19 protein-coding genes are annotated in these 22,521 nt (G+C 69.6%); 10 read left to right on the top strand and 9 right to left on the bottom strand.

Features of this window, described 5'->3' with window-relative positions; all coding sequences use genetic code 11:
* Nucleotides 1–84: 84 nt before the first annotated feature.
* The gene (locus OHT51_RS11585; protein WP_328878833.1) at nucleotides 85–738 is read right to left on the bottom strand and encodes a hypothetical protein; all 654 of its coding nucleotides are present in this window, start codon (nucleotides 736–738) and stop codon (nucleotides 85–87) included.
* A 115-nt stretch (nucleotides 739–853) separates the two neighbouring features.
* On the opposite strand from OHT51_RS11585, the gene OHT51_RS11580 reads away from it, so the two are divergent.
* The gene (locus OHT51_RS11580) at nucleotides 854–1,282 is read left to right on the top strand and encodes a hypothetical protein (RefSeq protein WP_328878832.1); all 429 of its coding nucleotides are present in this window, start codon (nucleotides 854–856) and stop codon (nucleotides 1,280–1,282) included.
* Nucleotides 1,283–1,321: 39 nt separating this feature from the next.
* Here OHT51_RS11580 and OHT51_RS11575 read toward each other — a convergent pair whose 3' ends face one another.
* The 6 genes from OHT51_RS11575 to eccCa form a co-directional block, all read right to left on the bottom strand.
* The gene (locus OHT51_RS11575) at nucleotides 1,322–1,627 is read right to left on the bottom strand and encodes a hypothetical protein (protein ID WP_328878831.1); all 306 of its coding nucleotides are present in this window, start codon (nucleotides 1,625–1,627) and stop codon (nucleotides 1,322–1,324) included.
* Nucleotides 1,628–1,687: 60 nt separating this feature from the next.
* Nucleotides 1,688–3,019 carry an SUKH-4 family immunity protein gene (locus OHT51_RS11570; protein WP_328878830.1) on the bottom strand — a complete coding sequence of 444 codons (1,332 nt, stop codon included), beginning with the start codon at nucleotides 3,017–3,019 and terminating at the stop codon, nucleotides 1,688–1,690.
* A gap of 34 nt (nucleotides 3,020–3,053) precedes the next feature.
* Entirely contained in the window at nucleotides 3,054–5,003 is a 1,950-nt protein-coding gene (locus tag OHT51_RS11565) for an ATP-binding protein (RefSeq protein WP_328878829.1), read from the bottom strand.
* 123 nt (nucleotides 5,004–5,126) lie between these two features.
* Nucleotides 5,127–5,444, bottom strand: coding sequence for a DUF397 domain-containing protein (locus tag OHT51_RS11560; RefSeq protein WP_328878828.1), 318 nt, complete (start codon nucleotides 5,442–5,444; stop codon nucleotides 5,127–5,129).
* Between the two features lie 84 nt (nucleotides 5,445–5,528).
* On the bottom strand, nucleotides 5,529–5,915 hold the full coding sequence (locus tag OHT51_RS11555) for a hypothetical protein (protein WP_328878827.1): 387 nt from the start codon (nucleotides 5,913–5,915) through the stop codon (nucleotides 5,529–5,531).
* A gap of 162 nt (nucleotides 5,916–6,077) precedes the next feature.
* Entirely contained in the window at nucleotides 6,078–10,025 is a 3,948-nt protein-coding gene (eccCa, locus tag OHT51_RS11550) for a type VII secretion protein EccCa (RefSeq protein ID WP_328878826.1), read from the bottom strand.
* A gap of 276 nt (nucleotides 10,026–10,301) precedes the next feature.
* Between eccCa and eccD the strand changes: the two genes are divergently transcribed.
* From eccD to OHT51_RS11520, 6 genes are all read left to right on the top strand, one after another.
* On the top strand, nucleotides 10,302–11,759 hold the full coding sequence (gene eccD / locus OHT51_RS11545) for a type VII secretion integral membrane protein EccD (RefSeq protein ID WP_328878825.1): 1,458 nt from the start codon (nucleotides 10,302–10,304) through the stop codon (nucleotides 11,757–11,759).
* A gap of 197 nt (nucleotides 11,760–11,956) precedes the next feature.
* Nucleotides 11,957–12,244 (top strand): 30S ribosomal protein S15, encoded by a 288-nt coding sequence (rpsO, locus tag OHT51_RS11540; protein WP_190076129.1) that lies wholly within the window; start codon nucleotides 11,957–11,959, stop codon nucleotides 12,242–12,244.
* A 290-nt stretch (nucleotides 12,245–12,534) separates the two neighbouring features.
* The gene (locus OHT51_RS11535) at nucleotides 12,535–14,757 is read left to right on the top strand and encodes a polyribonucleotide nucleotidyltransferase (RefSeq protein ID WP_328878824.1); all 2,223 of its coding nucleotides are present in this window, start codon (nucleotides 12,535–12,537) and stop codon (nucleotides 14,755–14,757) included.
* The gene (locus tag OHT51_RS11530) at nucleotides 14,754–16,133 is read left to right on the top strand and encodes a M16 family metallopeptidase (RefSeq protein WP_328878823.1); all 1,380 of its coding nucleotides are present in this window, start codon (nucleotides 14,754–14,756) and stop codon (nucleotides 16,131–16,133) included. Before OHT51_RS11535 ends, OHT51_RS11530 begins: the two co-directional genes overlap by 4 nt.
* Before the next feature lie 55 nt (nucleotides 16,134–16,188).
* A complete protein-coding gene (dapB, locus tag OHT51_RS11525; RefSeq protein ID WP_328878822.1) occupies nucleotides 16,189–16,941 on the top strand; it encodes a 4-hydroxy-tetrahydrodipicolinate reductase in 753 nt (250 codons plus the stop codon).
* 9 nt (nucleotides 16,942–16,950) lie between these two features.
* A complete protein-coding gene (locus OHT51_RS11520; RefSeq protein ID WP_328878821.1) occupies nucleotides 16,951–17,403 on the top strand; it encodes a hypothetical protein in 453 nt (150 codons plus the stop codon).
* 84 nt (nucleotides 17,404–17,487) lie between these two features.
* Here OHT51_RS11520 and OHT51_RS11515 read toward each other — a convergent pair whose 3' ends face one another.
* A complete protein-coding gene (locus tag OHT51_RS11515) occupies nucleotides 17,488–18,039 on the bottom strand; it encodes a PH domain-containing protein (RefSeq protein ID WP_328878820.1) in 552 nt (183 codons plus the stop codon).
* 90 nt (nucleotides 18,040–18,129) lie between these two features.
* A complete protein-coding gene (locus tag OHT51_RS11510) occupies nucleotides 18,130–18,366 on the bottom strand; it encodes a hypothetical protein (protein WP_328878819.1) in 237 nt (78 codons plus the stop codon).
* 192 nt (nucleotides 18,367–18,558) lie between these two features.
* On the opposite strand from OHT51_RS11510, the gene thyX reads away from it, so the two are divergent.
* From thyX to OHT51_RS11495, 3 genes are all read left to right on the top strand, one after another.
* Nucleotides 18,559–19,299, top strand: coding sequence for an FAD-dependent thymidylate synthase (gene thyX / locus OHT51_RS11505; RefSeq protein WP_328878818.1), 741 nt, complete (start codon nucleotides 18,559–18,561; stop codon nucleotides 19,297–19,299).
* Nucleotides 19,300–19,465: 166 nt separating this feature from the next.
* Nucleotides 19,466–20,365 carry a 4-hydroxy-tetrahydrodipicolinate synthase gene (dapA, locus tag OHT51_RS11500; RefSeq protein ID WP_328878817.1) on the top strand — a complete coding sequence of 300 codons (900 nt, stop codon included), beginning with the start codon at nucleotides 19,466–19,468 and terminating at the stop codon, nucleotides 20,363–20,365.
* Nucleotides 20,366–20,520: 155 nt separating this feature from the next.
* The gene (locus OHT51_RS11495; RefSeq protein WP_328878816.1) at nucleotides 20,521–22,206 is read left to right on the top strand and encodes a ribonuclease J; all 1,686 of its coding nucleotides are present in this window, start codon (nucleotides 20,521–20,523) and stop codon (nucleotides 22,204–22,206) included.
* The last annotated feature ends 315 nt before the right edge of the window (nucleotides 22,207–22,521 follow it).

Genomic DNA, 22,521 nt, shown 5'->3' with positions numbered 1-22,521 from the left:
TGAACGTTGAATGAACTGGCAAAGGTCAACGCGAAGTTGACCCGGCGCAGGCTATCTCCCGGCGTCGGCCGGGCCGCCACCGGGTCAGAAGTAGCTGATCAAGAAAGTCACCCCGGCGCCGACGAGCCCCACCCCGATCATCCCGAGCACGGCCGCCCGCGTCACTCCCCGCCCCGCCGCCTCCCAGGCAGCGTCGAACGAGATACGGCTCGCCCCGAACGGAGCGAACCCGGTGGCGAGGCAGAACACGCCGAGCCCGGTGAGTACCCAGCCGCCGAAGAACGCGGCGAACCAGCGCCAGGCCCGGTCCATCCCGGCCTGGACGTAGTCGGCACCCGTCCCGCCATCCGACGCCGGCGGCTCCGTCTGCTGCACGGACAACTCGGTTCCCTGCGCGTACCGTTGCCTGACCTGCACCGCCGCGTGGGCGTCCGTGCTCTTGCCGCCCTCGGCGACGAACGTGCCCTCGCAGCGGACGGGACGGCGGTTCTTACGGCTGCTGCGGGAGGCGTTGTTCGGGTAGCTCACCTCGCACTGCTGCACCGTCAGGGTGCCGTGGGTGCCCGCCCAACCCGCCGCGTACGCCCCCTCGTACGCGCCGAACCCGCTCAGCCCGAGGCCCGCGATCAGAAAGACCAGGCCGCCCGCGCGTCCCAGGCGCCCGAAGGCTCTGCCGAGGAGGCCGGCGAGGGAACGGTCGACGCCGGTGCCGCTTTCTGTGCCTTGCGTCCGAGCCATGGCGATGCGGTCCTTCCGATGCGGTCCTACTCTCTACGGCCGGTGGGGGCCCAGCATGGCACCCCCGTGTGACGGGAGATACTTCAGGTGTCGAGAGGCGACGAGAGGCAGCGACATGACGAGGCAACCCGAGAACTCATCCAACCCGCAGGGCTCTTCGCAGGAGCGCGGCGTGCTCGACGAGGCACTCGAACCCGAACAGATCCGTTCCCTGAACTCCGCCCTGCGCAAGCTCTCCGAGACTGACGCCGGTGGCAAGGACCTGCAGGAGGCGGCCAAGAAGCTGCTCTCCGGCCGCCTCGCCCTGCGCGACGCCATGGACGACCCCGCGGTGTCACGAGCCCTGGGCGGAGGCATGGCCTCCCTGCGCGGTCAGTGGGAGTCGCTCTCGGAGGACGAGCGCGACCAGATCAGGCACGGCGAGCCGCTCACCGGCGGTGACCCCCCCGCCGGGCCGTCGGAGCCGAAGCGGGCGCAGGGCGAGGATTCCCAGTCCGGGAAGAAGAACCAGGGGCGGCACAGCGGAGGGTTCTCGCTGTACTGAGCACGCCCGAGACGTACGTTCACGCCCGAGCCGTACGTGTCATGCCTGGCGCTGCTTCCGGTACAGCGCGATGGCCGCCTCAGTCGGATAGTTGGGCACGGTGACGGTCTCACCGGTCTCCTTGGAGACCACGATCTTGCTGCCGCCGGGCGGAGCCGGCTGAGGCCGCCCGGCGGCGTCCGTGACGGGCGGGAACACGGCGTACACCAGGTAGCCGATGTCGAACTCCTCGACGCGCAGTTCGGCGGGACTGCCGTCCGGCAGCCTTGGCTGCGCAAAGCGGCTGCGCACGATGGCGAGGGCCTGGTCGGAGGTGGTGGGCGCTGCCGGGTGGTCCGAAGTCACGGTCGCTCTCCTTGTTGTCTCGTTTGCCGCGGTGGGGATCTGCCCAGGGGACCGGGCCGGTCAGAACAACCCGTGCCACATCTGCTCGACGATCAGCGACCACCAGGTCTCCGCGTTGCCCAGCGCGGACGCGTCCACGGCCGCCAACTGCTCCTGCAGCGCCGCCACTTCCGCGCCGGCCGCGACCGGGTCCAGACCCTGCAGCCGCTGCCGTGCGTCGGCGAGCAGCGCCAGGGAGCGCGCGAAGGCGGCAACCGAGAAGTTGACGTAGCGAGCCGCGGCGGTGACCGGGTCCACCGCCCAGAGCGCGCCGCTCCCGTCCGGCTGTCCCGAGCCCGGCAGGACCTGCACGGCGATGACTGCGACCCCGTCGAAGCCGATCCGGACCAGGTGCGCCAGGGCGCCGATCTTCTCCTCGCCGGCCGGGCTGCGCCGCTCGCGCAGGTTCGTGGCGACGTCGGTGAACAGGCCACCGGCCGGAGGGGCGTCGGACCGGTCGGCGGTGAAGAACAGCGGCAGGTCGGCGGGCAATCCGGCCCAGGTCAGCGTCGCCCCGGCAGCCTCGGGCAGCGCGCTGGCGGTGATGTCGTCGGCGTCGAAGCGACGGACGCCGTCCTCGCCGAAGACCTCGACGAGATGACGCCCCAGGGCCACGTCGCGCATCGGCTCGGCCGGCGTCACCTGCGCGGGTACCGGGACGCGGTGCGGGCGGGGCGGCGGCTGCTGACCGGCCATCCGGTGCATGGTCTCGACCTGCTCGACCAGCGCCGCGATGCCCTCCGCGCGCGCCTCGGGACGAGCCCCGTAGGTCTGTGAGCAGGAGAGCTGGGCGTTGCGGAAGGTGTTGAGGAGTTCGGCCGTGTAGCCGCCGGGGAGCAGGCTGGGACGCAGGTCGGTGTGGATGGCCAGGACGTTCTCGGCGGGTACGTTCATCCGCCGCAGCTCGGCCCACGCCTGGTACTCGGCCGGGGGCAGGCCCGGGGCGGAGGTGCGGAAGAGGTTGGTCTCCTCACCGTTCGCCGGGTCCGTGTACGTGAAGACAGCGGTGTTGCCGGGACCGGTGACCGGACGGGCGCCGCCTTCGGACGCGCCCGCGCCCTGTCCCGCCCCGCCGTGCTTCAGCCGGTACATCTGCACGACCTCGTCGACCGGCACCGACGGCCAGACCGTCAGTTCGCCGGTACGACGGTCCACGACCCCGCACGCGTTGCCGATGTCGGCAGGCGGCCGCCGCTGACCGGTCTCCGGGTCACGCTCGGGCTCCGCAGGCGCCGCCCACACGACCCAGCCAAGGTCGAACTCCTGCGTCCGCACCTCGCGGCGCGGCTCCATGGAGCCTTCCGGGTTGAGCCAACGGTCGGCGATGGCGAGCGCCTGCTCCTGGCTGGTCACGGGAGGCTCCTTCGAAGTCATCGGTTGTGGCTGCCTACGAGGCTATCCCCGCGCCCGCCGCGCGAATACGGAGGGCCTTCGCTCCGCGCTCGGTGGCGACGAGCAGGATGCCGTCGGCGGACAGGTCGGCCGCGGTGAAGGGCGTGTCCGAGATCAGCGCGGCCACGAGCTCCTGATCCGTCCGGTCCCAGATACGCAGGTAGTCGGCGCCGCGGCTGAGTCCCAGCGGAGCGGCGGCATGTTCGTCCTCCGACGGGCGAAGGATCTGCTCGAGATCGATGTCGCCGAGGTGATCAGGCTGTACGAGGCCATGGACCAGCACCGCGGAACCGGACTCCCCGCCTGGCGCACCGACCGGCCGTGCGCCAGGCGTGCCCGCAGGCACGACCATTACGGCCACCGGGGTGGCAGCTCCTTCGGGGCGAGGCAGGCTGCCGACGGTCACGTTGCTGATGCCGGGGACCGGCAGGCTCCACAGCGTCTGCCACGGCAACTCCAGCCCGAGCCGCTGGTGTATCGCCTCGGCGTACTCGGGCAGGCCGTCCTCGACGAACGCGGTCTCCAGCAGCGCGGCACGCAGCGTGGCGGGCGCCTGGGTGCGGGTCAGCAGGGGCGCCGTACGCAGGTACGTACGGGCGGGAGCGCCCAGCTCCTCGGTCGGTACCGCCTCGACGGCGGCGCGCAACGGCACCGGATCGGCGTGCACGAACAGCCCCGGGTCCGTGAGGAGTTGGGGCAGCAGCCCCGCTTCCAGCGTGTGGCCCGCGATGTTGTCGCGTACGTAGGGGTCGGCCTTGCCCCAGTCCTGCTCGGGCACGGCCTCCAGCAAGGCCATCGCGATCTGGCCCTGGGCTGCGGCAAGGTTCGGCAGGCCGGCGCGGATCTCGTCGCTGATGGCCGGGTGCAGCAGCCGTAGCAACGTACGCCCGTCCGCCTGCTCGTCGTCCGCCGCGTCCGCGTCGGGTTCCTCGGGCTGCACGAACGGCGCGGCGAGCAGCATCCCGCCCGCGATGGCCTGGCTCATGTCCTGCCCGGCGACGGCGCTCGCGAGCCGCGGCCACAGGTGGACCGGCAGACCGTCGGCCTCGGCCAGGGCAAGCGGGGCCAGCAGGAGCCGCAGCGTCTGCGAGTCGGTGCCGAGCCGCCTGGCGTGCAGGTCCAGGGCCTCACCGACAGACGTCGGCAGGAACCTCTCGTCGGCCGGGTCGAAGCCCTCCGGAGCCATCAGGATGCAGTTGACGGCGAGTTGGACGACCAGCGGACTGGTCCCGGCCCGGCGGCCGATGGCCGCTCCCAGGGCGAGACGGGCGGCGGGATCCACGGTGAACGGAAGCTCGGGTGCTCCGGACTCCGGGGTCAGCGCGGCGTGGGCGTGCCGCAGCAGGCCCTCGGGGTCGGCCCACTCCGGTTCGTCGAGATCGATGATCTGCACGGTGCCGGACGCCAGACCCTCGGCCAGCTCGGCGGCCAGCGGACGCGGCACCTCCGCCAGCAGCCGGACCGTCTCCGTGGCGGCCAGGGGCGAGAGCACCTCGCGTACCAGCCGTGCTGGTTCGCCCGCCGTCCGCACCGGACCGGCACGGTCGACGTCCGGCACGACGACCGTCACCGGCTCGTCGAGCGCGGCCAGTTCGGCGTACACGCCCTCGACGCTGGTGGCGTTCAGCTCGTAGTGGTCGGCGAGCAGCCACAGGACCTGGGCGGCGGTCAGCCCTTCGGGGGCGGGTACGGCCGGGGCCGGCAGGTCCGGCGGCACCGTCGACGGATCCATCTCGTCCAGCGGCAGCCGCTTGCGGTACTCCGGCTCGCACAGCATCAGAAACCCGGTGAGGAGCCGCGAACGCCCGCTGCCGGAATCGCCGGTGACCACGACGACGCGGGGGGCGCCGGGCGCGGCCTCCCGCCATGCGGTGAGCGTGCGCAGCGCGGCGGCCCGGCCGCCTATGTGGGGGTGCGGTGCGTAGTCCTCGGTCGTGCCGGTCATGGGTCCCCGTCCTCCGTCATCGCGGACGCATTGTCGTAGGACCTTGATCTTAGGCGCCGGGCCGGTCCCACGGTCGGGCCCGTCCTCGACCGCCGGCGCCGACGGCGTACCCCCGCAGCCGACCTACTCCGCCGCCACCCCACCATTACGCGGCGTGGCCTCCAGATCGAACTCCCCGTCCCGCGCCCCCAGCACGAACGCCCGCCACTCCGCCTCGGTGTACCGCAGCACAGTGCCGGGGTCCAGGGACGATCGCATGGCCACCGCGCCCGCCGGCAGGTACGCGATCTCGACCCGCTCCTCGTGCGCCTCGGTACCGGGCGCGCACTGCCACTCGACCCCCGAGATGTCGAGGGCGTACAGCTCGTCCCGCTCCCGTTCCTTGCGCGCCTTGACGTCCTCGGACTGAGTCCCGACCTCGTTGTTGCGTGCCTCGGTCATGCCGCTGGGCCTCTTCCTGACGTGCGAACGACGTACATGACTCAGCCTACTTGCGTCGGCGGCCCCGTACGTGCCGGTCGAGAATCAGAGGTCCTGGCGAGGCCGCAGGTTGCTGTGCACGACACCGGTCGGCACCTGCACCTGTCCGTCGTACTCGGACATCGTCTTCTGCCAGATGGCGTCCTGCTCGGCCTCGTTCTTCTCGTGCGCCACGCCCATCTTGGTGAAGGCGACGCCCATGCCGGCGATGCGCTCCGCCAGGCTGGCCATCGACTCGTACATGCCGTCGCGCAGGCCCTCGTAGACGACGCCGAACTTCTCGCCGATGTCGTCGTCACCCCACGGCGGGGTGTCACCCTTCTCGAGCGCGGTCAGCCCGGTCTGCAGGGTTGTCACGGCCTTGGCGAAGTCCACGCCGACGCCGAACATGTGAAAGCCCTCGGTCTTGAGGACCTCAGGGTCGGAGTCCATGTAGTCCGACGACACAACTGCCCCCCGTGGCTTGTCTTTTCTGTCGCAACGCCACTCTAACGGGGACACCCATCCGGGACCCAGCCCTCACGTGGGCAACGGAGAGGGGCGGCACCCACATGGGCACCGCCCCTCCCGATCGACCGATCGACCAACCGTCCCTCAGAAGCGGTTCGGCACCCAACCCGTCTGAATCAGCTGCCCACCCCGACGCCGCGTGTGGAAGTGCCCACGCCCGGGCGGCAGTTGCGTCGCGGTGATGTTGCCGAGCAGCGCACCCTCCGCCCGGTCGCCGGAGAGCACGACACCCTGGGCGCCGAGCTCGCGCATCCGCTGCATCACGGGCTCGTACAGCGACCGGCTCGCACCGCCCGAGGCGCGCGCGATGATGACGCGCAGGCCGATGTCACGGGCGAACGGCAGGTACTCCAGGAGCGGGGCCAGCGGGTTCACGCCGGTCGCCACCAGGTCGTAGTCGTCGACGATGACGAACGCGTCCGGGCTGTTGTACCAGCTGCGGTTGCGCAGCTGCTCGGGCGTGACGTCCGGGCCGGGCATCCGGCGGTGCATCGAGCCGGCCAGGCCCTCCAGCGTCTCCGTCAGGGCCGGCGCCGAGGCGCAGTACCGCGACAGGTGCGAGTCGGGCACGCCTTCCAGGTGGGCGCGCCGGTAGTCGCCCATGACGATCTTCGCCTTGTCCGGCGAGTAGCGCTCGGTGATCTGCTTGACGAGCAGCCGGAGCATCGCGGACTTACCGGACTCGCTCTCGCCGAACACGATGAACAGCGGGTCCGTCTCGAAGTCGACGAAGACCGGCGACAGCGACGACTCGTCGATGCCGATGGCGACACCGCGGTCCGGGTGCTCGAAGCCCTTGGGCAGCCCGTCCGCGGGCATCATCGTGGGCAGCAGACGGACGGACGGGGCGTGCTGGCCCTGCCAGTTCTCGTTGATGCCGCGCACGAGGATCGACGTCGCCTCCGACAGGTCCTCCGTCTCCGAGGAGCCGTCGACACGGGGCAGGCCCGCCATGAAGTGCAGCTTGTCCGAGGTCAGACCGCGGCCCGGCACGGTGGCGGGGACGTTCTGCGCGACCTTGCGGTCGATCTCGGACTCCGTCGGGTCACCGAGCCGCAGCTCGATGCGGTTCTGCAGCATGTCCTTGAGCGCGGGCCGCACCTCGGTGTAACGGCTCGCCGTCAGGATCACGTGCACACCGAAGCCGAGGCCACGCGTGGCGATCTCGGTGACGGTCGCCTCGAGCATCTCGTAGTCGGTCTTGAAGGTGGCCCAGCCGTCGATGACGAGGAAGACGTCGCCCCAGAGCTGGTCCGGCAGCTGGCCCGAGTTCCGGCGCTGACGGTAGGTCTGGATCGAGTCGACGTTGTTGGTGCGGAAGTACTCCTCACGCGCGTTGAGGATGCCCTCGACCTCGCTGACCGTACGGCGCACCTTCTCGGCGTCGAGACGGTTGGCGACGCCGCCGACATGCGCCAGCTCCTCCATCGAGATCAGACCGCCACCACCGAAGTCCAGGCAGTAGAACTGCACTTCGGACGGCGTGTGAGTGAGGGCGAACGACGAGATGAGCGAGCGCAGCAGCGTCGACTTGCCGGACTGCGGACCACCGACGAACAGACCGTGACCGGCGCCGCCCGCGAAGTCCCGGTACAGCACGTCACGCCGCTGCTCGAACGGCTTGTCCACCAGGCCGACCGGCACGTTGAGCCGGCCGAGCGCCGTGTAGTCGGGCGCGGTCAGGCCCCGGTCCTGGGTGACGGCGAGCTGCGGGAGCAGCTGCTCCAGCGAGGGCGCCTCGTCGAGCGGGGGCAGCCACACCTGGTGGGCGGGCGGCCCCTGGTTGATCATCCGGCTGACGAGGACGTCCAGCACGGTGTCGGCGAGCGCGTCGTCCACCCGGTTGTCGGGCTCCGGCTCCTCGATCACCGGCTGCGGGGGCAGCGCCACGTGCTCCGCCGAGAACAGCGCGGGACGCAGCTGAGTGGAGCGGTGCACCCGGGACGGGCCCTCACCGTGGTACGCCCCCGACACGTAGGCCGCCTTGAAGCGGACCATGGTGTCGGTGTCGTACCGCAGATAGCCGGAGCCCGGGATCGACGGCAGGTGGTAGGCGTCCGGAACACCGATCGCCGTACGGGACTCGGCGGCGGAGAAGGTCCGCAGACCGATCCGGTACGACAGGTAGGTGTCCAGGCCGCGCAGCTTGCCCTCTTCCAGGCGCTGCGAGGCCAGCAGCAGGTGCACACCCAGCGAACGGCCGATACGGCCGATCTGGATGAACATGTCGATGAAGTCCGGCTTGGCCGTCAGGAGTTCGGAGAACTCGTCGAGCACGATGACCAGCGAGGCCATCGGCTCCAGCGCGGCACCCGCCGCCCGGGCCTTCTCGTAGTCGTGCAGGTTGGCGTAGTTGCCCGCCGAGCGCAGCAGTTCCTGACGGCGCTGCGTCTCACCCATGATCGAGTCGCGCATACGGTCGACGAGGGTGAGGTCGTCCGCGAGGTTGGTGATCACGGCCGCGGTGTGCGGCATGTCCGCCATACCGGCGAAGGTGGCGCCACCCTTGAAGTCCGCGAGGATGAAGTTCAGCGTCTCCGAGGAGTGCGTCACCGCGAGACCGAGCACCAGCGTACGCAGCACCTCGGACTTGCCGGAGCCGGTCGCTCCGACGCACAGGCCGTGCGGGCCCATGCCCTCCTGCGAGGCCTCCTTGAGGTCGAGCATGACCGGCTCGCCGTTCTCGCCGACACCGATCGGCACGCGCAGCCGCTCGTGCAGCGTGCGGGGCCGCCAGGTGCGGGAGACGTCGACGGTGCCCGCGTCGCCGATGCCCATGAGGTCCGTGAAGTCCAGGTTGGACAGCAGCGGTTCGCCCTCCTCCGCGGAACCGACCCGGAAGGGGGCCAGCTGCCGCGACAGGGACTCGGCCTGCGCCGGGTTGAGCAGGTCGGGCTTGCCGGTGTACGCGGACTCGTGGCCGACGAACAGCCGCATCCGCTCCGGCTTCACATAGACCGTCAGGCCGGCGCGCAGATCCTCCTCCAGCTCGCCGGGAGCGATCTCCAGGAAGGTGACGCCCTGGAGGCCCTCGCTGCTGGCGAGTTCGGAGTCCGGCGGGACGGTGCCGCCGTCGAGCACCACGATCAGGTGCGGCTGGTCGTAGACCGGGGTCGCCTCACGGTTCCAGCGGGGCCTGTCGTCCAGCTGGTCCGCGAGCGCCTCCTCCAGCTCACCGAGGTCGTCGAACAGGAGCCGGGACGAGCCCGCTCCGTCCTTGCTCTTCGGGTGCTGGCTGTGCGGCAGCCACTTGATCCAGTCCCAGTCGGCCGCCGCGGAGGGATGCGCCACCACGGCGATCATCAGGTCCTCGGGCGAGTGCAGCGTCGCCAGCTGGGACAGGGACGCGCGGGCGTTGCCGTAGACCGTGTCCGTCTCACCGCAGACCGTCACGTGGTAGAAGGCGCGCAGCGAGATGGCGACCGGCAGGTCCGACAGGCTGCCGTGCGCGTCGAGGAAGGCCTTCATGGCCGCCGCGGTCAGCGGCTCCAGCTCCTCCTTGGGAGCCGTCTCCGGCGCCACGAGCGGGGTGTTCAGCTGCTGGATGCCGCGACCGATCCGCACGGAGGCGAAGTCCGCGTCCGTCGGGCGCCGCTCCCACAGCCGCTTGCCGTCCGCCGCGACCGCCCACAGCTGCTCCGGGTCGGGGTGCTGGAAGAGCTGGCTCTGGCGCTGCAGATCCGCGGTCTTGTGTACGTCCTTGCGGACCTGTTCCAGATAGCGGAAGTAGTCACGCCGGTCCTGAGCCATCCCCGCGCCGCCGCCCTGCTGACGGGACTTGGCGAACTGGGCGATGGCCATGGCCAGCGTCGAGGCGAGCATCAGCCCGCCGACGACCCTCATGTAGGAGGGGAGACCCGGCATGAAGAAGAAGCCGACCGAACCCACCATGCCCATCATGGGCAGCAGGTTCATCAGCATGCTCTCGTCGCCCTCGCGAGGGATCTCAGGAGGCGTCTCGAGTTTGACCTCGCCCTCCGGGACGGCCGGGGGCACTATCCGCGGTGGTCGTTTGATGATGACGACGCTCACCGAATGCACTCATCCTTCGCGATTGATACGTCATACGTCCTGGCACCGACGCCCCCGTGTACCGCGACGTGTTCTCGTTCGCGTAGGCGTCGTTCGCGTAGACAGCGATCCTACTGATGCGCCGCGTGCCCGAGGGAGGGAGGCGGATGGAGATGCGGCGCAGGTCCTGGGAGGAATGGGGGAGGTAGGTCCTTCCCCGGGTACCGCAACGGATATGGTGGCGCTCCGCGTCGTACGAGCGGCGCGAGGAGCCTTGTCTAGCAGGGGGAACACCAGGTGAGCACGGGGACTTCGACAGGTTTCTGCCGAATCACCATCGCAGCGCCGGACAGCCGTGTAGATGTCGCGCTGCCGGAGGACCTGCCGATCCAGGACCTCTTTCCTGAGATCATCAGGCTCTCGGGCCTGGTCCAGTCCGACACCAGTCCATCTGGTTACCACCTTGTGACCCGCGAGGGTCAAGTGCTCGACGCGAGCCGTTCGTTGCTCGAGCACCGCGTCAGGGACGGTGAGGTGCTGCTGCTGCGGACCTTCGCCGACTCGCTGCCGCCGGCCGTGCACGACGACGTGGTGGACGCGATCGCCGCCGCGGTCAAGCAGGACCTGCGCAGCTGGAACGACAACCTGATGCGCCTCGCCGGTCTCGTCGCCGGATCGCTGCTGCTGGTCATGCTCGGCTTCGTCTTCTGGTTCGCGGACCCGATCCGGCACGACATGCACGGCCTGCAGGGCATCCTCGCCGGCGTGACCGCGCTCGCACTCACGGCTCTCGCCGGCGTACGGGCCCGGGTCTACGAGGACCGCGGTTCCGCCGTCGCGCTCGGTATCTCGGCGCTGCCGCACGCGCTCATCGCGGGCTCCGGCGTCCTTTCGCAGGACCCGGGTGAGGGCCCCGGAAGGCTCCAGTTCCTCGTCGGCTGCGTCGCCGTGCTGCTGTTCTCCGTCGTACTGATCATGCTGCTGCCGCAGGGCGACGCCCCGTTCGTGGCCGCCGCGCTCGCCTCCGCGATCGGCACGCTCGCCGTGTTCTGCGGTGTGCTCACCGAGGCCCAGCCGCGGGAGATCGCCGCCGGCACCGTGGTCGTCGCCCTGGCGGTCGTCGGCTTCCTGCCCGGCTGGTCCGCCCGCTTCGCCAAGCTGCCGATCGGCTTCCGCAACCCCGAGGACCTCGCCCGGGCCCGTCGCGACGGCCACGAGGGCGACCTCGAGGCCGTGGACGTCCAGCGCATCGTCGCCCAGACCAGCCGTGGCCACGAACTGCTGCTCGGCCTGGTCGGCGGCTGCGCCGCGGTCATCATCGGCGCGGGCGGCGCGGTGCTCGGCTTCAGCGACAGCGGCTGGGCCCAGCTGCTGGCCCTGTGCGCCGGCCTCGCCGCGATGCTGCGGGCCCGTCTGTTCCGCTACACCGCCCAGGTCACCTGCCTCTTCGTGGCCGGTGTCGTCACGCTCGGCCTGCTGGTCCTCGGCCTCGCGATCTCGCCGCCGGCCGACATCGTCATGGAACTGCTCCAGGGCAACTCCGGCCCGGTCGACGTCCGCACCCTGTGGCTCGGCGCCTCCGTCGGCGCCGGTGTGCTGCTGCTGATCGCGATCGCCCTGATCGTGCCGCAGAAGGGGCTCTCCCCCTTCTGGGGCCGCATGCTGGACCTCGCCGACTCGCTGGTCCTGCTCTCCCTGATCCCGATCTGCCTGGCCGTCCTCGACGTCTACGGCAAGGTCCGCGGCGGCGTCTGACCGGCACAGGGGCCCGGAGGCCGCCTGTCAGGAGCGTGCCCGCGTGCTGGTACGCTGTGTGACGGCCGTTTGTGTACGCGCCTCCGGGTCCACCTGGGGGACGCGCCCAGCGGATCCCCGCCTCCCGAGTCACGGAAGCTCCCCTGAGAAGTGGACCAGGGGCACTCGGTGGCAATCAGAGACTACGAGGAGTACACGTGTCGCTCGACACCGCCACGAAGAAGCAGATCATCGCCGAGTTCGGTACCAAGGAGGGCGACACCGGCTCCCCCGAGGTCCAGGTCGCCATGCTCTCGCGTCGCATCTCGGACCTGACCGAGCACCTCAAGACCCACAAGCACGACCACCACTCCCGTCGTGGCCTGCTGATCCTCGTCGGTCAGCGCCGCCGTCTTCTCCAGTACCTGGCGAAGAAGGACATCCAGCGCTTCCGTACGCTGGTCGACCGCCTGGGCATCCGCCGCGGTGCGGCGGGCGCCAAGTAAGACGCCGTGAAGGGAGCGGTTCCCACTCTTAGGGGGCCGCTCCCTTTGCTGTACGTGCGGAGTGTCACCGCCCCTTTGTAGTGTGGTAGCACAACGCAATACCACGAGGAGAAGCGCACCTCGCCGCCGCCGGTCCTCGGTAGTGGCCCCCGGGCGATGAGAACCCGGGTGCTTCGATCGAAGACCGGCCCGCACCAGATGGAGCAGCTTCTCCGCTCACGTCCCCCCGCCACACGGGCGGATCGGGACAAAAGACGCAACGCAGACGAAAAGTAACGGAGAAAACGCTAGTGGAGAACGAGACCCACTACGCCGAGGCCGTCATCGACAACGGCTCCTTCGGCACCCGCACCATCCGCTTCGAGACGGGCCGCCTGGCCAAGCAGGCCGCCGGTTCCGCCGTGGCGTACCTGGACGACGACACCATGGTGCTGTCGGCCACCACCGCCTCCAAGAACCCCAAGGACCAGCTCGACTTCTTCCCCCTGACGGTGGACGTCGAGGAGCGGATGTACGCCGCCGGCAAGATCCCCGGCAGCTTCTTCCGCCGTGAGGGTCGTCCCTCCGAGGACGCCATCCTCACCTGCCGCCTCATCGACCGCCCGCTGCGTCCGTCCTTCAAGAAGGGCCTTCGCAACGAGATCCAGGTCGTCGCCACGATCATGGCGCTCAACCCCGACCACCTGTACGACGTCGTGGCGATCAACGCCGCGTCCGCGTCCACGCAGCTGGCCGGCCTGCCCTTCTCCGGCCCGATCGGCGGCGTCCGCGTCGCGCTGATCCGCGGCCAGTGGGTGGCGTTCCCGACGCACAGCGAGCTCGAGGACGCCGTCTTCGACATGGTCGTCGCGGGCCGCACCCTGGAGGACGGCGACGTCGCGATCATGATGGTCGAGGCCGAGGCCACCGAGGGGACCATCAAGCTGGTCCAGGGTGGCGCCGAGGCCCCGACCGAGGAGGTCGTCGCCGCCGGTCTGGACGCCGCGAAGCCCTTCATCAAGGTGCTCTGCAAGGCCCAGGCCGACCTCGCCTCCAAGGCCGCCAAGCCGACCGGCGAGTTCCCGATCTTCCTCGACTACCAGGACGACGTCCTGGAGGCGCTCTCCGCCGCCGTCCGCCCGGAGCTCGCCTCCGCGCTGACCATCGCCGGCAAGCAGGAGCGCGAGTCCGAGCTGGACCGCGTCAAGGCGCTCGCCGCCGAGAAGCTCCTGCCGGAGTTCGAGGGCCGCGAGAAGGAGATCTCCGCCGCGTACCGCTCGCTCACCAAGCAGCTGGTCCGTGAGCGCGTGATCAAGGAGAAGAAGCGCATCGACGGCCGCGGTGTCACCGACATCCGCACCCTGGCCGCCGAGGTCGAGGCCATCCCGCGCGTGCACGGCTCCGCCGTGTTCGAGCGTGGCGAGACCCAGATCCTGGGCGTCACCACGCTGAACATGCTCCGTATGGAGCAGCAGCTGGACACGCTGTCGCCGGTGACGCGCAAGCGCTACATGCACAACTACAACTTCCCGCCGTACTCCACCGGCGAGACCGGCCGCGTCGGCTCCCCGAAGCGCCGCGAGATCGGCCACGGTGCGCTCGCCGAGCGCGCCCTCGTGCCGGTCCTGCCGACGCGCGAGGAGTTCCCCTACGCGATCCGCCAGGTCTCCGAGGCGCTGAGCTCCAACGGCTCGACGTCCATGGGCTCGGTCTGCGCCTCCACCATGTCGCTGCTGAACGCCGGTGTGCCGCTGAAGGCCCCCGTCGCCGGTATCGCCATGGGCCTGATCTCCCAGGAGATCGAGGGCGAGACGCACTACGTCACCCTCACCGACATCCTCGGTGCGGAGGACGCCTTCGGCGACATGGACTTCAAGGTCGCCGGCACCAAGGAGTTCGTGACCGCCCTCCAGCTCGACACCAAGCTGGACGGCATCCCGGCCTCCGTCCTGGCCGCCGCCCTGAAGCAGGCCCGTGACGCCCGCCTCCACATCCTCGACGTGATGATGGAAGCGATCGACACGCCGGACGAGATGTCCCCGAACGCGCCGCGGATCATCACCGTGAAGATCCCGGTCGACAAGATCGGCGAGGTCATCGGCCCCAAGGGCAAGATGATCAACCAGATCCAGGAGGACACCGGCGCCGACATCACGATCGAGGACGACGGCACCATCTACATCGGCGCAGTCGACGGCCCCTCCGCCGAGGCCGCCCGCACCACGATCAACTCGATCGCCAACCCGACCATGCCGGAGGTCGGCGAGCGCTACCTGGGCACGGTCGTGAAGACGACCACCTTCGGTGCGTTCGTTTCGCTGCTCCCGGGCAAGGACGGTCTGCTGCACATCTCGCAGATCCGCAAGCTGGCCGGCGGCAAGCGCGTGGAGAACGTCGAAGACGTGCTCGGCGTGGGCGCCAAGGTCCAGGTCGAGATCGCCGAGATCGACTCCCGCGGCAAGCTGTCGCTCGTCCCGGTCATCGAGGGCGAAGAGGCCTCCGACGAGGACAAGAAGGACGACACCGACCAGTGACGTCGAGTAGCTCCACGGCGACGGCCCGCACCTCTTCGGAGGCGCGGGCCGTCGCCCGTACCCAAACCCTCATCAAGGGCACCAACGGCATCGGCACGGTCCGCAAGACCACCCTCCCGGGCGGGCTGCGCATCGTCACCGAGACCCTGCCCTCGGTCCGCTCGGCGACCTTCGGCATCTGGGCGCACGTCGGCTCCCGCGACGAGACCCCGGCCCTGAACGGCGCCACGCACTACCTGGAGCACCTGCTCTTCAAGGGCACCACCCGCAGGTCGGCCCTGGACATCTCCTCCGCCATCGACGCCGTCGGCGGCGAGATGAACGCCTTCACGGCGAAGGAGTACACGTGCTACTACGCGCGCGTGCTCGACACCGACCTGCCGCTCGCCATAGACGTCGTCTGCGACATGCTGACGGGCTCGCTCATCGTCGAAGAGGACGTCAACGTAGAGCGGGGCGCGATCCTCGAAGAGATCGCCATGACCGAGGACGACCCGGGCGACTGCGTGCACGACCTGTTCGCGCACACCATGTTCGGCGACAACCCCCTCGGCCGCCCGGTCCTCGGCACGGTCGACACGGTCAACGCCCTCACCGCCGACCGCATCCGCCGCTTCTACAAGAAGCACTACGACCCGACCCACCTGGTCGTGGCGGCCGCGGGCAACATCGACCACAACAAGGTCGTACGACAGGTCCGCGCGGCCTTCGAGAAGGCCGGCGCCTTCAAGAACGGCGACGCCGCGCCCATCGGCCCGCGTGACGGACGGCGCACCATCCGCGCCGCGGGCCGGGTCGGCCTGATCGGCCGCAAGACCGAACAGGCCCATGTCGTCCTCGGTATGCCCGGCCTGGCCCGCACGGACGAGCGCCGCTGGGCGCTGGGCGTCCTCAACACCGCCCTCGGCGGCGGGATGTCGTCCCGCCTGTTCCAGGAGGTCCGCGAGAAGCGCGGCCTGGCCTACAGCGTGTACTCGTACACCTCGGGCTTCGCCGACTGCGGCCTGTTCGGCGTGTACGCGGGCTGCCGGCCCTCGCAGGTCCACGACGTGCTGAAGATCTGCCGCGACGAACTCGACCAGGTCGCCGAACACGGCCTGTCCGACGACGAGATCGACCGCGCCATCGGCCAGCTCCGCGGCTCCACCGTCCTCGGCCTGGAGGACACCGGTGCGCTGATGAACCGCATCGGCAAGAGCGAGCTGTGCTGGGGCGAGCAGATGTCCGTCGACGACATGCTGTCCCGGATCGCGGCCGTGACGCCGGACGACGTCCGCGCGGTTGCCCGCGAGGTCCTCGGACAGCGGCCCTCGCTGTCGGTCATCGGCCCGCTGAAGGACAAACAGGCGACCCGGCTGAACGACGCCGTCGCCTGACCGTCCGCCCACGGAACATCCGACGCGGAACATCCGACGTAAGGAAGCAAGAAAGATGAGCAAGCTGCGCGTGGCGGTCCTCGGTGCCAAGGGCCGCATCGGCTCCGAGGCGGTACGGGCGGTCGAGGCCGCCGAGGACATGGAGCTGGTCGCCGCCCTGAGCCGGGGCGACAAGCTGGAGGCGCTGGCGGAGACCGGCGCCCAGGTCGCCGTCGAACTGACCACGCCGGACTCGGTGATGGACAACCTCGACTACTGCGTACGGCACGGGATCCACGCCGTCGTCGGTACGACGGGCTGGACCGACGAGCGTCTCGCGCAGCTGAAGACCTGGCTGGCCGAGTCCCCGGAGACCGGCGTGCTCATCGCGCCGAACTTCTCCATCGGGGCCGTCCTGACGATGAAGTTCGCGCAGATCGCCGCGCCCTACTTCGAGTCGGTCGAGGTCGTCGAGCTGCACCACCCGAAGAAGGTCGACGCCCCGAGCGGCACGGCCACGCGCACGGCCCAGCTCATCGCCGAGGCCCGCCGCGCCGCCGGCACGGCCCCCGCGCCGGACGCCACGGAGACGGCCCTCGACGGCGCGCGAGGTGCCAGCGTCGACGGGATCCCGGTGCACGCGGTCCGCCTGCGCGGCCTGCTGGCCCACCAGGAGGTCCTGCTCGGCGGCGAGGGCGAGACCCTGACCGTCCGCCACGACTCCCTCCACCACAGCAGCTTCATGCCGGGCATCCTGCTCGGCGCCCGCCGCGTGGTGACCACTCCGGGCCTGACTTTCGGCCTGGAGCACTTCCTGGACCTGGGCTGAGGCACGCAGATGCGCGCGAAGATCTCCTACCTCATAACGGCCGCCGTCCTGGTCGTCTACTTCGTCCTGGTCGGCAGCCGTGGCGTGCTGCTCATCCAGTCCGGCACGGTCCTCACCGTCACCTTCGGTGTGGCGGTGCTGATCCTGCCGGTGATCGGCCTGTGGTTCCTGTGGAAGAACACCCAGTTCGTCCGCCGGGCCAACGCGCTGGCCGCCGAACTCGACGCCGAGGGCGCCCTGCCCGTCGACGAACTGAAGCGCACCCCCAGCGGCCGTATCGACCGTGACTCGGCCGACGAGGTCTTCGCCAGGCGCAGGGCCGAGACGGAAGCCGCCCCCAACGACTGGCGCAGTTGGTTCCGCCTCGCCGTGGCCTACCACGACGCCCGCGACACCCCGCGCGCCCGCAAGGCGATGCAACGCGCCATCGCCCTCCACGACGGCAGGACCGTCGAGGCCTGAGCCCTACGACGACCGCTCTGCCGTAAGCCGAAGGGGCCGGCCCGCACTGCTCGCGGACCGGCCCCTTCGCGTACCCCGGCTCGATCAGCCGTGCGTGTTCTCCGCGGCCCAGGCCTCCACGGCGTCCGTGGCCCGGTTGAAGGCCGCGACCCGGGCCATGAAGTCCGCGTTGTGCGTGGTCATCAGCGTCGGCATGTCATCCGCCCGGTCGCGCCGTACGAGCATCAGTGCCTGTCCCTGCACCGTGCGCGGCAGCCCCAGCCAGCGCACCGGCTGCTGCACCGTCCGCACGGCGACGACCTGCTGCCAGGGCACCGTACGCGTGGCGAAGAACCTCACCTGGCGCAGCCCGCTCGCGCTCACCCACACGCCCATCCGCAGCAGCCTCAGGGCACCCGCGATGACGGCCAGCGCGATGCCGAAGACGACCGCGGCCCCGGTCACCGTACCCGTCAGGGCGATGATGACCGCGGCGAACAGCACGTACGAGGCGAGCAGCAGCCACAGCGCGGCCACGCCCACGCGCCACGGCCCGGGCCGGTAGGGGCGCCGCCAGCGGTCGAGGTCGTCGAACGGCAGCGCGACATCGTCGGCTGTCTCGAATGCGCGGTCGGCCGTCAGGAAGGGCAGGGGCACGGCTGGTCCTCACTCGTTCCATGCATGAGCTGTGCCCGGTGAGGCTATCGACCTGTGTCCCCACTCACCACCCTTGGGGGTCCGATGGAGTCAGCGCCCCTGGGAGGCCTGGGACTGCTGAGTCTGCGCCCCGGTATCGGTGGACAGCGCGGGCGTGCCCACCACCAGCGAGCCGGCGAGCCCGGCGACGATGGTGAGCCCCAGGAGCCATCGCCCGGCAATCTGGCCGATGGACGCCCGCTCACGGGGTGGGGGAGTGACATTGCTGCGGAACCTGTCGGCCTCGGCGAGAAAGGCGAACGGAACGGGCTCACGCCGACGGAACATGGAGGATGCGTCCCCCTTCGGGATCGAACGAATCACTTTCATCAACACAGACGAGCGAGTGCCTCAAAAGGTGCCCGGTTTCACCGACTTCCTTCCATCACGACCTTCCTTCGGTCACGACGGTGAGCGCCCCGTTTGATGGGACGTAGAGTGGCGTCGCCAAGAGACGAGATGGGAAGGACCCTCCGAACCGTGACCCCCACCCCCGACGACGATTTCAAGATCGATCTGCGCAGCGATGTCACCGTCGAACTGGTCAAACACAGCGCGGCCGACTCCGACGTGCTGTTCGCGGCCCGGGTGTCGACCGTCGGGGAGCAGTCCCTGGATGAGTTGAACAAGGACCCGGAGCGTTCGAAGGGCCTGATCAACTACCTCATGCGGGACCGGCACGGCAGCCCGTTCGAGCACAACTCCATGACGTTCTTCATCAGCGCCCCGATCTTCGTCTTCCGCGAGTTCATGCGGCACCGCGTCGGGTGGTCGTACAACGAGGAGTCCGGCCGCTACAGGGAGCTTCAGCCGGTGTTCTACGTGCCGGGCACCTCGCGCAAGCTCGTGCAGCAGGGCCGCCCGGGCAAGTACGTCTTCGTCGAGGGCACCCCGGAGCAGCACGACTTCGTGCAGCACGCCATGGAGGAGTCGTACCGCGAGGCGTACCGGACCTACCAGGAGATGCTCGCCCAGGGCGTCGCCCGCGAGGTCGCCCGTGCGGTCCTCCCGGTCGGCCTGTTCTCCTCGATGTACGCCACCTGCAACGCTCGCTCGCTGATGCACTTCCTCGGCCTGCGCACCCAGCACGAGCTGGCCAAGGTCCCGTCCTTCCCGCAGCGGGAGATCGAGATGGTCGGCGAGAAGATGGAGACGGCGTGGGCCGAGCTCATGCCGCTCACCCACGCGGCGTTCAATGCGAACGGCCGTGTGGCGCCGTAAGGCACTGTCCGTATTGCGGCATTTAGAGAAGTTCATCTAGCCTGATCAAACGGACCCGGCACTGCTTGAACCCCCGAGCAGGCAGTGCCGGGCTCCTTATTTGTCCTGACTTTCCCGTACCCCCCTAGGGCAGACCAGGCCGTGCGCAACGAGTAGCGTGTAACCCATGGCTCCGACCTCCACTCCGCAGACCCCCTTCGGGCGGGTCCTCACCGCCATGATCACGCCCTTCACGGCGGACGGCGCACTTGATCTCGACGGCGCGCAGCGGCTCGCCACGCACCTGGTGGACGCAGGCAACGACGGCCTGATCATCAACGGCACCACCGGTGAGTCGCCCACCACCGGCAACGCGGAGAAATCGGACCTGGTACGAGCGGTGGTGGAGGCTGTCGGCGACCGAGCCCACGTCGTGGCCGGCGTCGGCACCAACGACACCCGCCACAGCCTCGAGCTGGCCCGAGCGGCGGAGAAGGTGGGCGCACACGGCCTCCTGGTCGTCACGCCCTACTACAACAAGCCCCCGCAGGAGGGCCTGTACCGGCACTTCAAGGCCATCGCCGACGTCACCGAGCTGCCGGTCATGCTCTACGACATCCCCGGCCGCAGCGGCGTCCCGATCAGCACCGAGACGATCGTCCGCCTCGCCGAGCATCCGCGGATCGTCGCCAACAAGGACGCCAAGGGTGACCTCGGCCGCGCGAGCTGGGCCATCGCGCGCTCCGGCCTCGCCTGGTACTCCGGCGACGACATGCTGAACCTGCCGCTGCTCTCCGTGGGCGCCGTCGGCTTCGTGTCGGTCGTCGGCCATGTGGTCACCCCCGACCTGCGCGCGCTCGTGGAGGCGTACATCTCGGGCGACGTCCAGAAGGCCACGGAGATCCACCAGAAGCTGCTCCCGGTCTACACCGGCATGTTCCGCACCCAGGGCGTCATGACCACCAAGGCCGCGCTCAGCCTCCAGGGCCTGCCCGCGGGGCCGCTGCGCGCACCGATGGCCGAGTGCTCACCCGAGGAGATCGAGCAGCTCAAGATCGATCTTGCCGCGGGCGGGGTACAGCTTTAACACCAGACTTCGCGCGCCGGGCGCGCACAACAGACTCCACAACTGAATACGCAGGCCACCGGTGCCTGCACCCCACAACGACAACTGCTTCTGCACGAACGTCACGCGCGCCACGTGCCCAACCGGTACGTGGCGCGCGTGGTGAGGAGAGTCTTTTGAGTCATCCGCATCCTGAACTCGGCACGCCCCCGCCGCTCCCCGAGGGTGGCCTGCGCGTCACCCCACTCGGCGGCCTCGGCGAAATCGGCCGAAACATGACGGTCTTCGAATACGGCGGCCGCCTACTGATCGTCGACTGCGGAGTGCTCTTCCCTGAGGAGGAGCAGCCCGGAATCGACCTGATCCTGCCGGACTTCTCGTCCATCCGGGACCGCCTCGACGACATCGAGGGCATCGTCCTCACGCACGGCCACGAGGACCACATCGGTGCCGTCCCGTTCCTGCTCCGCGAGAAGCCGGACATCCCGCTGATCGGCTCCAAGCTGACTCTCGCTCTCATCGAGGCGAAGCTTCAGGAGCACCGGATCCGCCCGTACACCCTTGAGGTGACGGAGGGGAACCGCGAGCGCATCGGCCCCTTCGACTGCGAGTTCGTCGCGGTCAACCACTCCATTCCGGACGCGCTCGCGGTGGCCATCCGCACGCCCGCCGGTATGGTGGTCCACACGGGCGACTTCAAGATGGACCAGCTCCCGCTGGACAACCGTCTGACCGACCTGCACGCGTTCGCACGGCTGAGCGAGGAAGGCATCGACCTCCTCCTCTCCGACTCCACGAACGCGGAGGTCCCGGGCTTCGTCCCGCCCGAGCGGGACATCTCCAACGTCCTGCGCCAGGTCTTCGCGAACGCCCGCAAGCGGATCATCGTGGCGAGCTTCGCCAGCCACATCCACCGCATCCAGCAGATCCTGGACGCGGCCCACGAGTACGGCCGCAGGGTTGCCTTCGTCGGCCGCTCGATGGTCCGCAACATGGGCATCGCGAGGGACCTCGGCTACCTGAAGGTCCCCCCGGGCCTGGTGGTGGACATCAAGACACTGGACGACCTCCCGGACCACGAGGTCGTGCTGGTCTGCACGGGTTCCCAGGGCGAACCGATGGCGGCCCTGTCCCGCATGGCCAACCGGGACCACCAGATCCGGATCGTCCAGGGCGACACGGTGATCCTGGCGTCCTCCCTGATCCCCGGCAACGAGAACGCGGTCTACCGCGTCATCAACGGCCTGACCCGCTGGGGCGCCAACGTCGTCCACAAGGGCAACGCCAAGGTGCACGTCTCGGGCCACGCGTCGGCCGGCGAGCTCCTGTACTTCTACAACATCTGCCGCCCGAAGAACCTGATGCCGGTGCACGGCGAATGGCGCCACCTGCGCGCCAACGCCGAACTGGGCGCCCTGACCGGCGTACCGCACGACCGCATCGTCATCGCCGAGGACGGCGTCGTCGTCGACCTCATCGAGGGCAAGGCGAAGATCTCCGGCAAGGTCCAGGCCGGGTACGTGTACGTCGACGGCCTCTCGGTCGGCGACGTGGGCGAGCCGGCGCTCAAGGACCGCAAGATCCTGGGCGACGAGGGCATCATCTCCGTCTTCGTGGTGATGGACTCCTCCACCGGCAAGATCACGGGCGGCCCGCACATCCAGGCCCGCGGCTCCGGCATCGAGGACTCCGCCTTCGGCGAGGTCATCCCGAAGATCACGGAGACGCTGGAGCGGTCGGCCCAGGACGGAGTGGTCGAACCCCACCAGCTGCAGCAGCTCGTGCGCCGCACCCTGGGCAAGTGGGTCTCCGACACCTACCGCCGCAGGCCGATGATCCTCCCTGTCGTCGTGGAGGTCTGACGGTCCGTCGGACGATGAACCGTGCGAACCCGGAGCGGGGCGCCTCGATTTGCATCGGGGCGCCCCGCTCCAGTACGTTTACGGCTCCGCCCGAACGGGAACCCGGCCACTTCGTGTGCCGGAACCAGTCCCCGGAGGGGGCGGGAATTCCGACTCAGAACTTCTGATAAAGTCGGATTCGCCGGAAGGGAAACGCGAGAGCGGAAACCTGGAAAGCACCGAGGAAATCGGATCGAGAAAAGGTCTGATAGAGTCGGAAACGCAAGACCGAAGGGAAGCGCCCGGAGGAAAGCCCGAGAGGGTGAGTACAAAGGA

Origin of the sequence: Streptomyces sp. NBC_00299 (genome assembly GCF_036173045.1) — a bacterium.
Taxonomy (GTDB): domain Bacteria; phylum Actinomycetota; class Actinomycetes; order Streptomycetales; family Streptomycetaceae; genus Streptomyces; species Streptomyces machairae.
Note: the sequence above shows the minus strand (reverse complement) of the source record. Positions and strands in the feature narration are given on the sequence as shown.

Coding starts and splice junctions, on each gene's coding strand:
- OHT51_RS11585 (WP_328878833.1), bottom strand. CDS start 738: ATGGCTCGGACGCAAGGCACAGAAAGCGGCACCGGCGTCGACCGTTCC.
- OHT51_RS11580 (WP_328878832.1), top strand. CDS start 854: ATGACGAGGCAACCCGAGAACTCATCCAACCCGCAGGGCTCTTCGCAG.
- OHT51_RS11565 (WP_328878829.1), bottom strand. CDS start 5,003: ATGACCGGCACGACCGAGGACTACGCACCGCACCCCCACATAGGCGGC.
- OHT51_RS11560 (WP_328878828.1), bottom strand. CDS start 5,444: ATGACCGAGGCACGCAACAACGAGGTCGGGACTCAGTCCGAGGACGTC.
- OHT51_RS11555 (WP_328878827.1), bottom strand. CDS start 5,915: ATGGACTCCGACCCTGAGGTCCTCAAGACCGAGGGCTTTCACATGTTC.
- dapB (WP_328878822.1), top strand. CDS start 16,189: ATGAGCAAGCTGCGCGTGGCGGTCCTCGGTGCCAAGGGCCGCATCGGC.
- OHT51_RS11520 (WP_328878821.1), top strand. CDS start 16,951: ATGCGCGCGAAGATCTCCTACCTCATAACGGCCGCCGTCCTGGTCGTC.
- OHT51_RS11510 (WP_328878819.1), bottom strand. CDS start 18,366: ATGTTCCGTCGGCGTGAGCCCGTTCCGTTCGCCTTTCTCGCCGAGGCC.
- dapA (WP_328878817.1), top strand. CDS start 19,466: ATGGCTCCGACCTCCACTCCGCAGACCCCCTTCGGGCGGGTCCTCACC.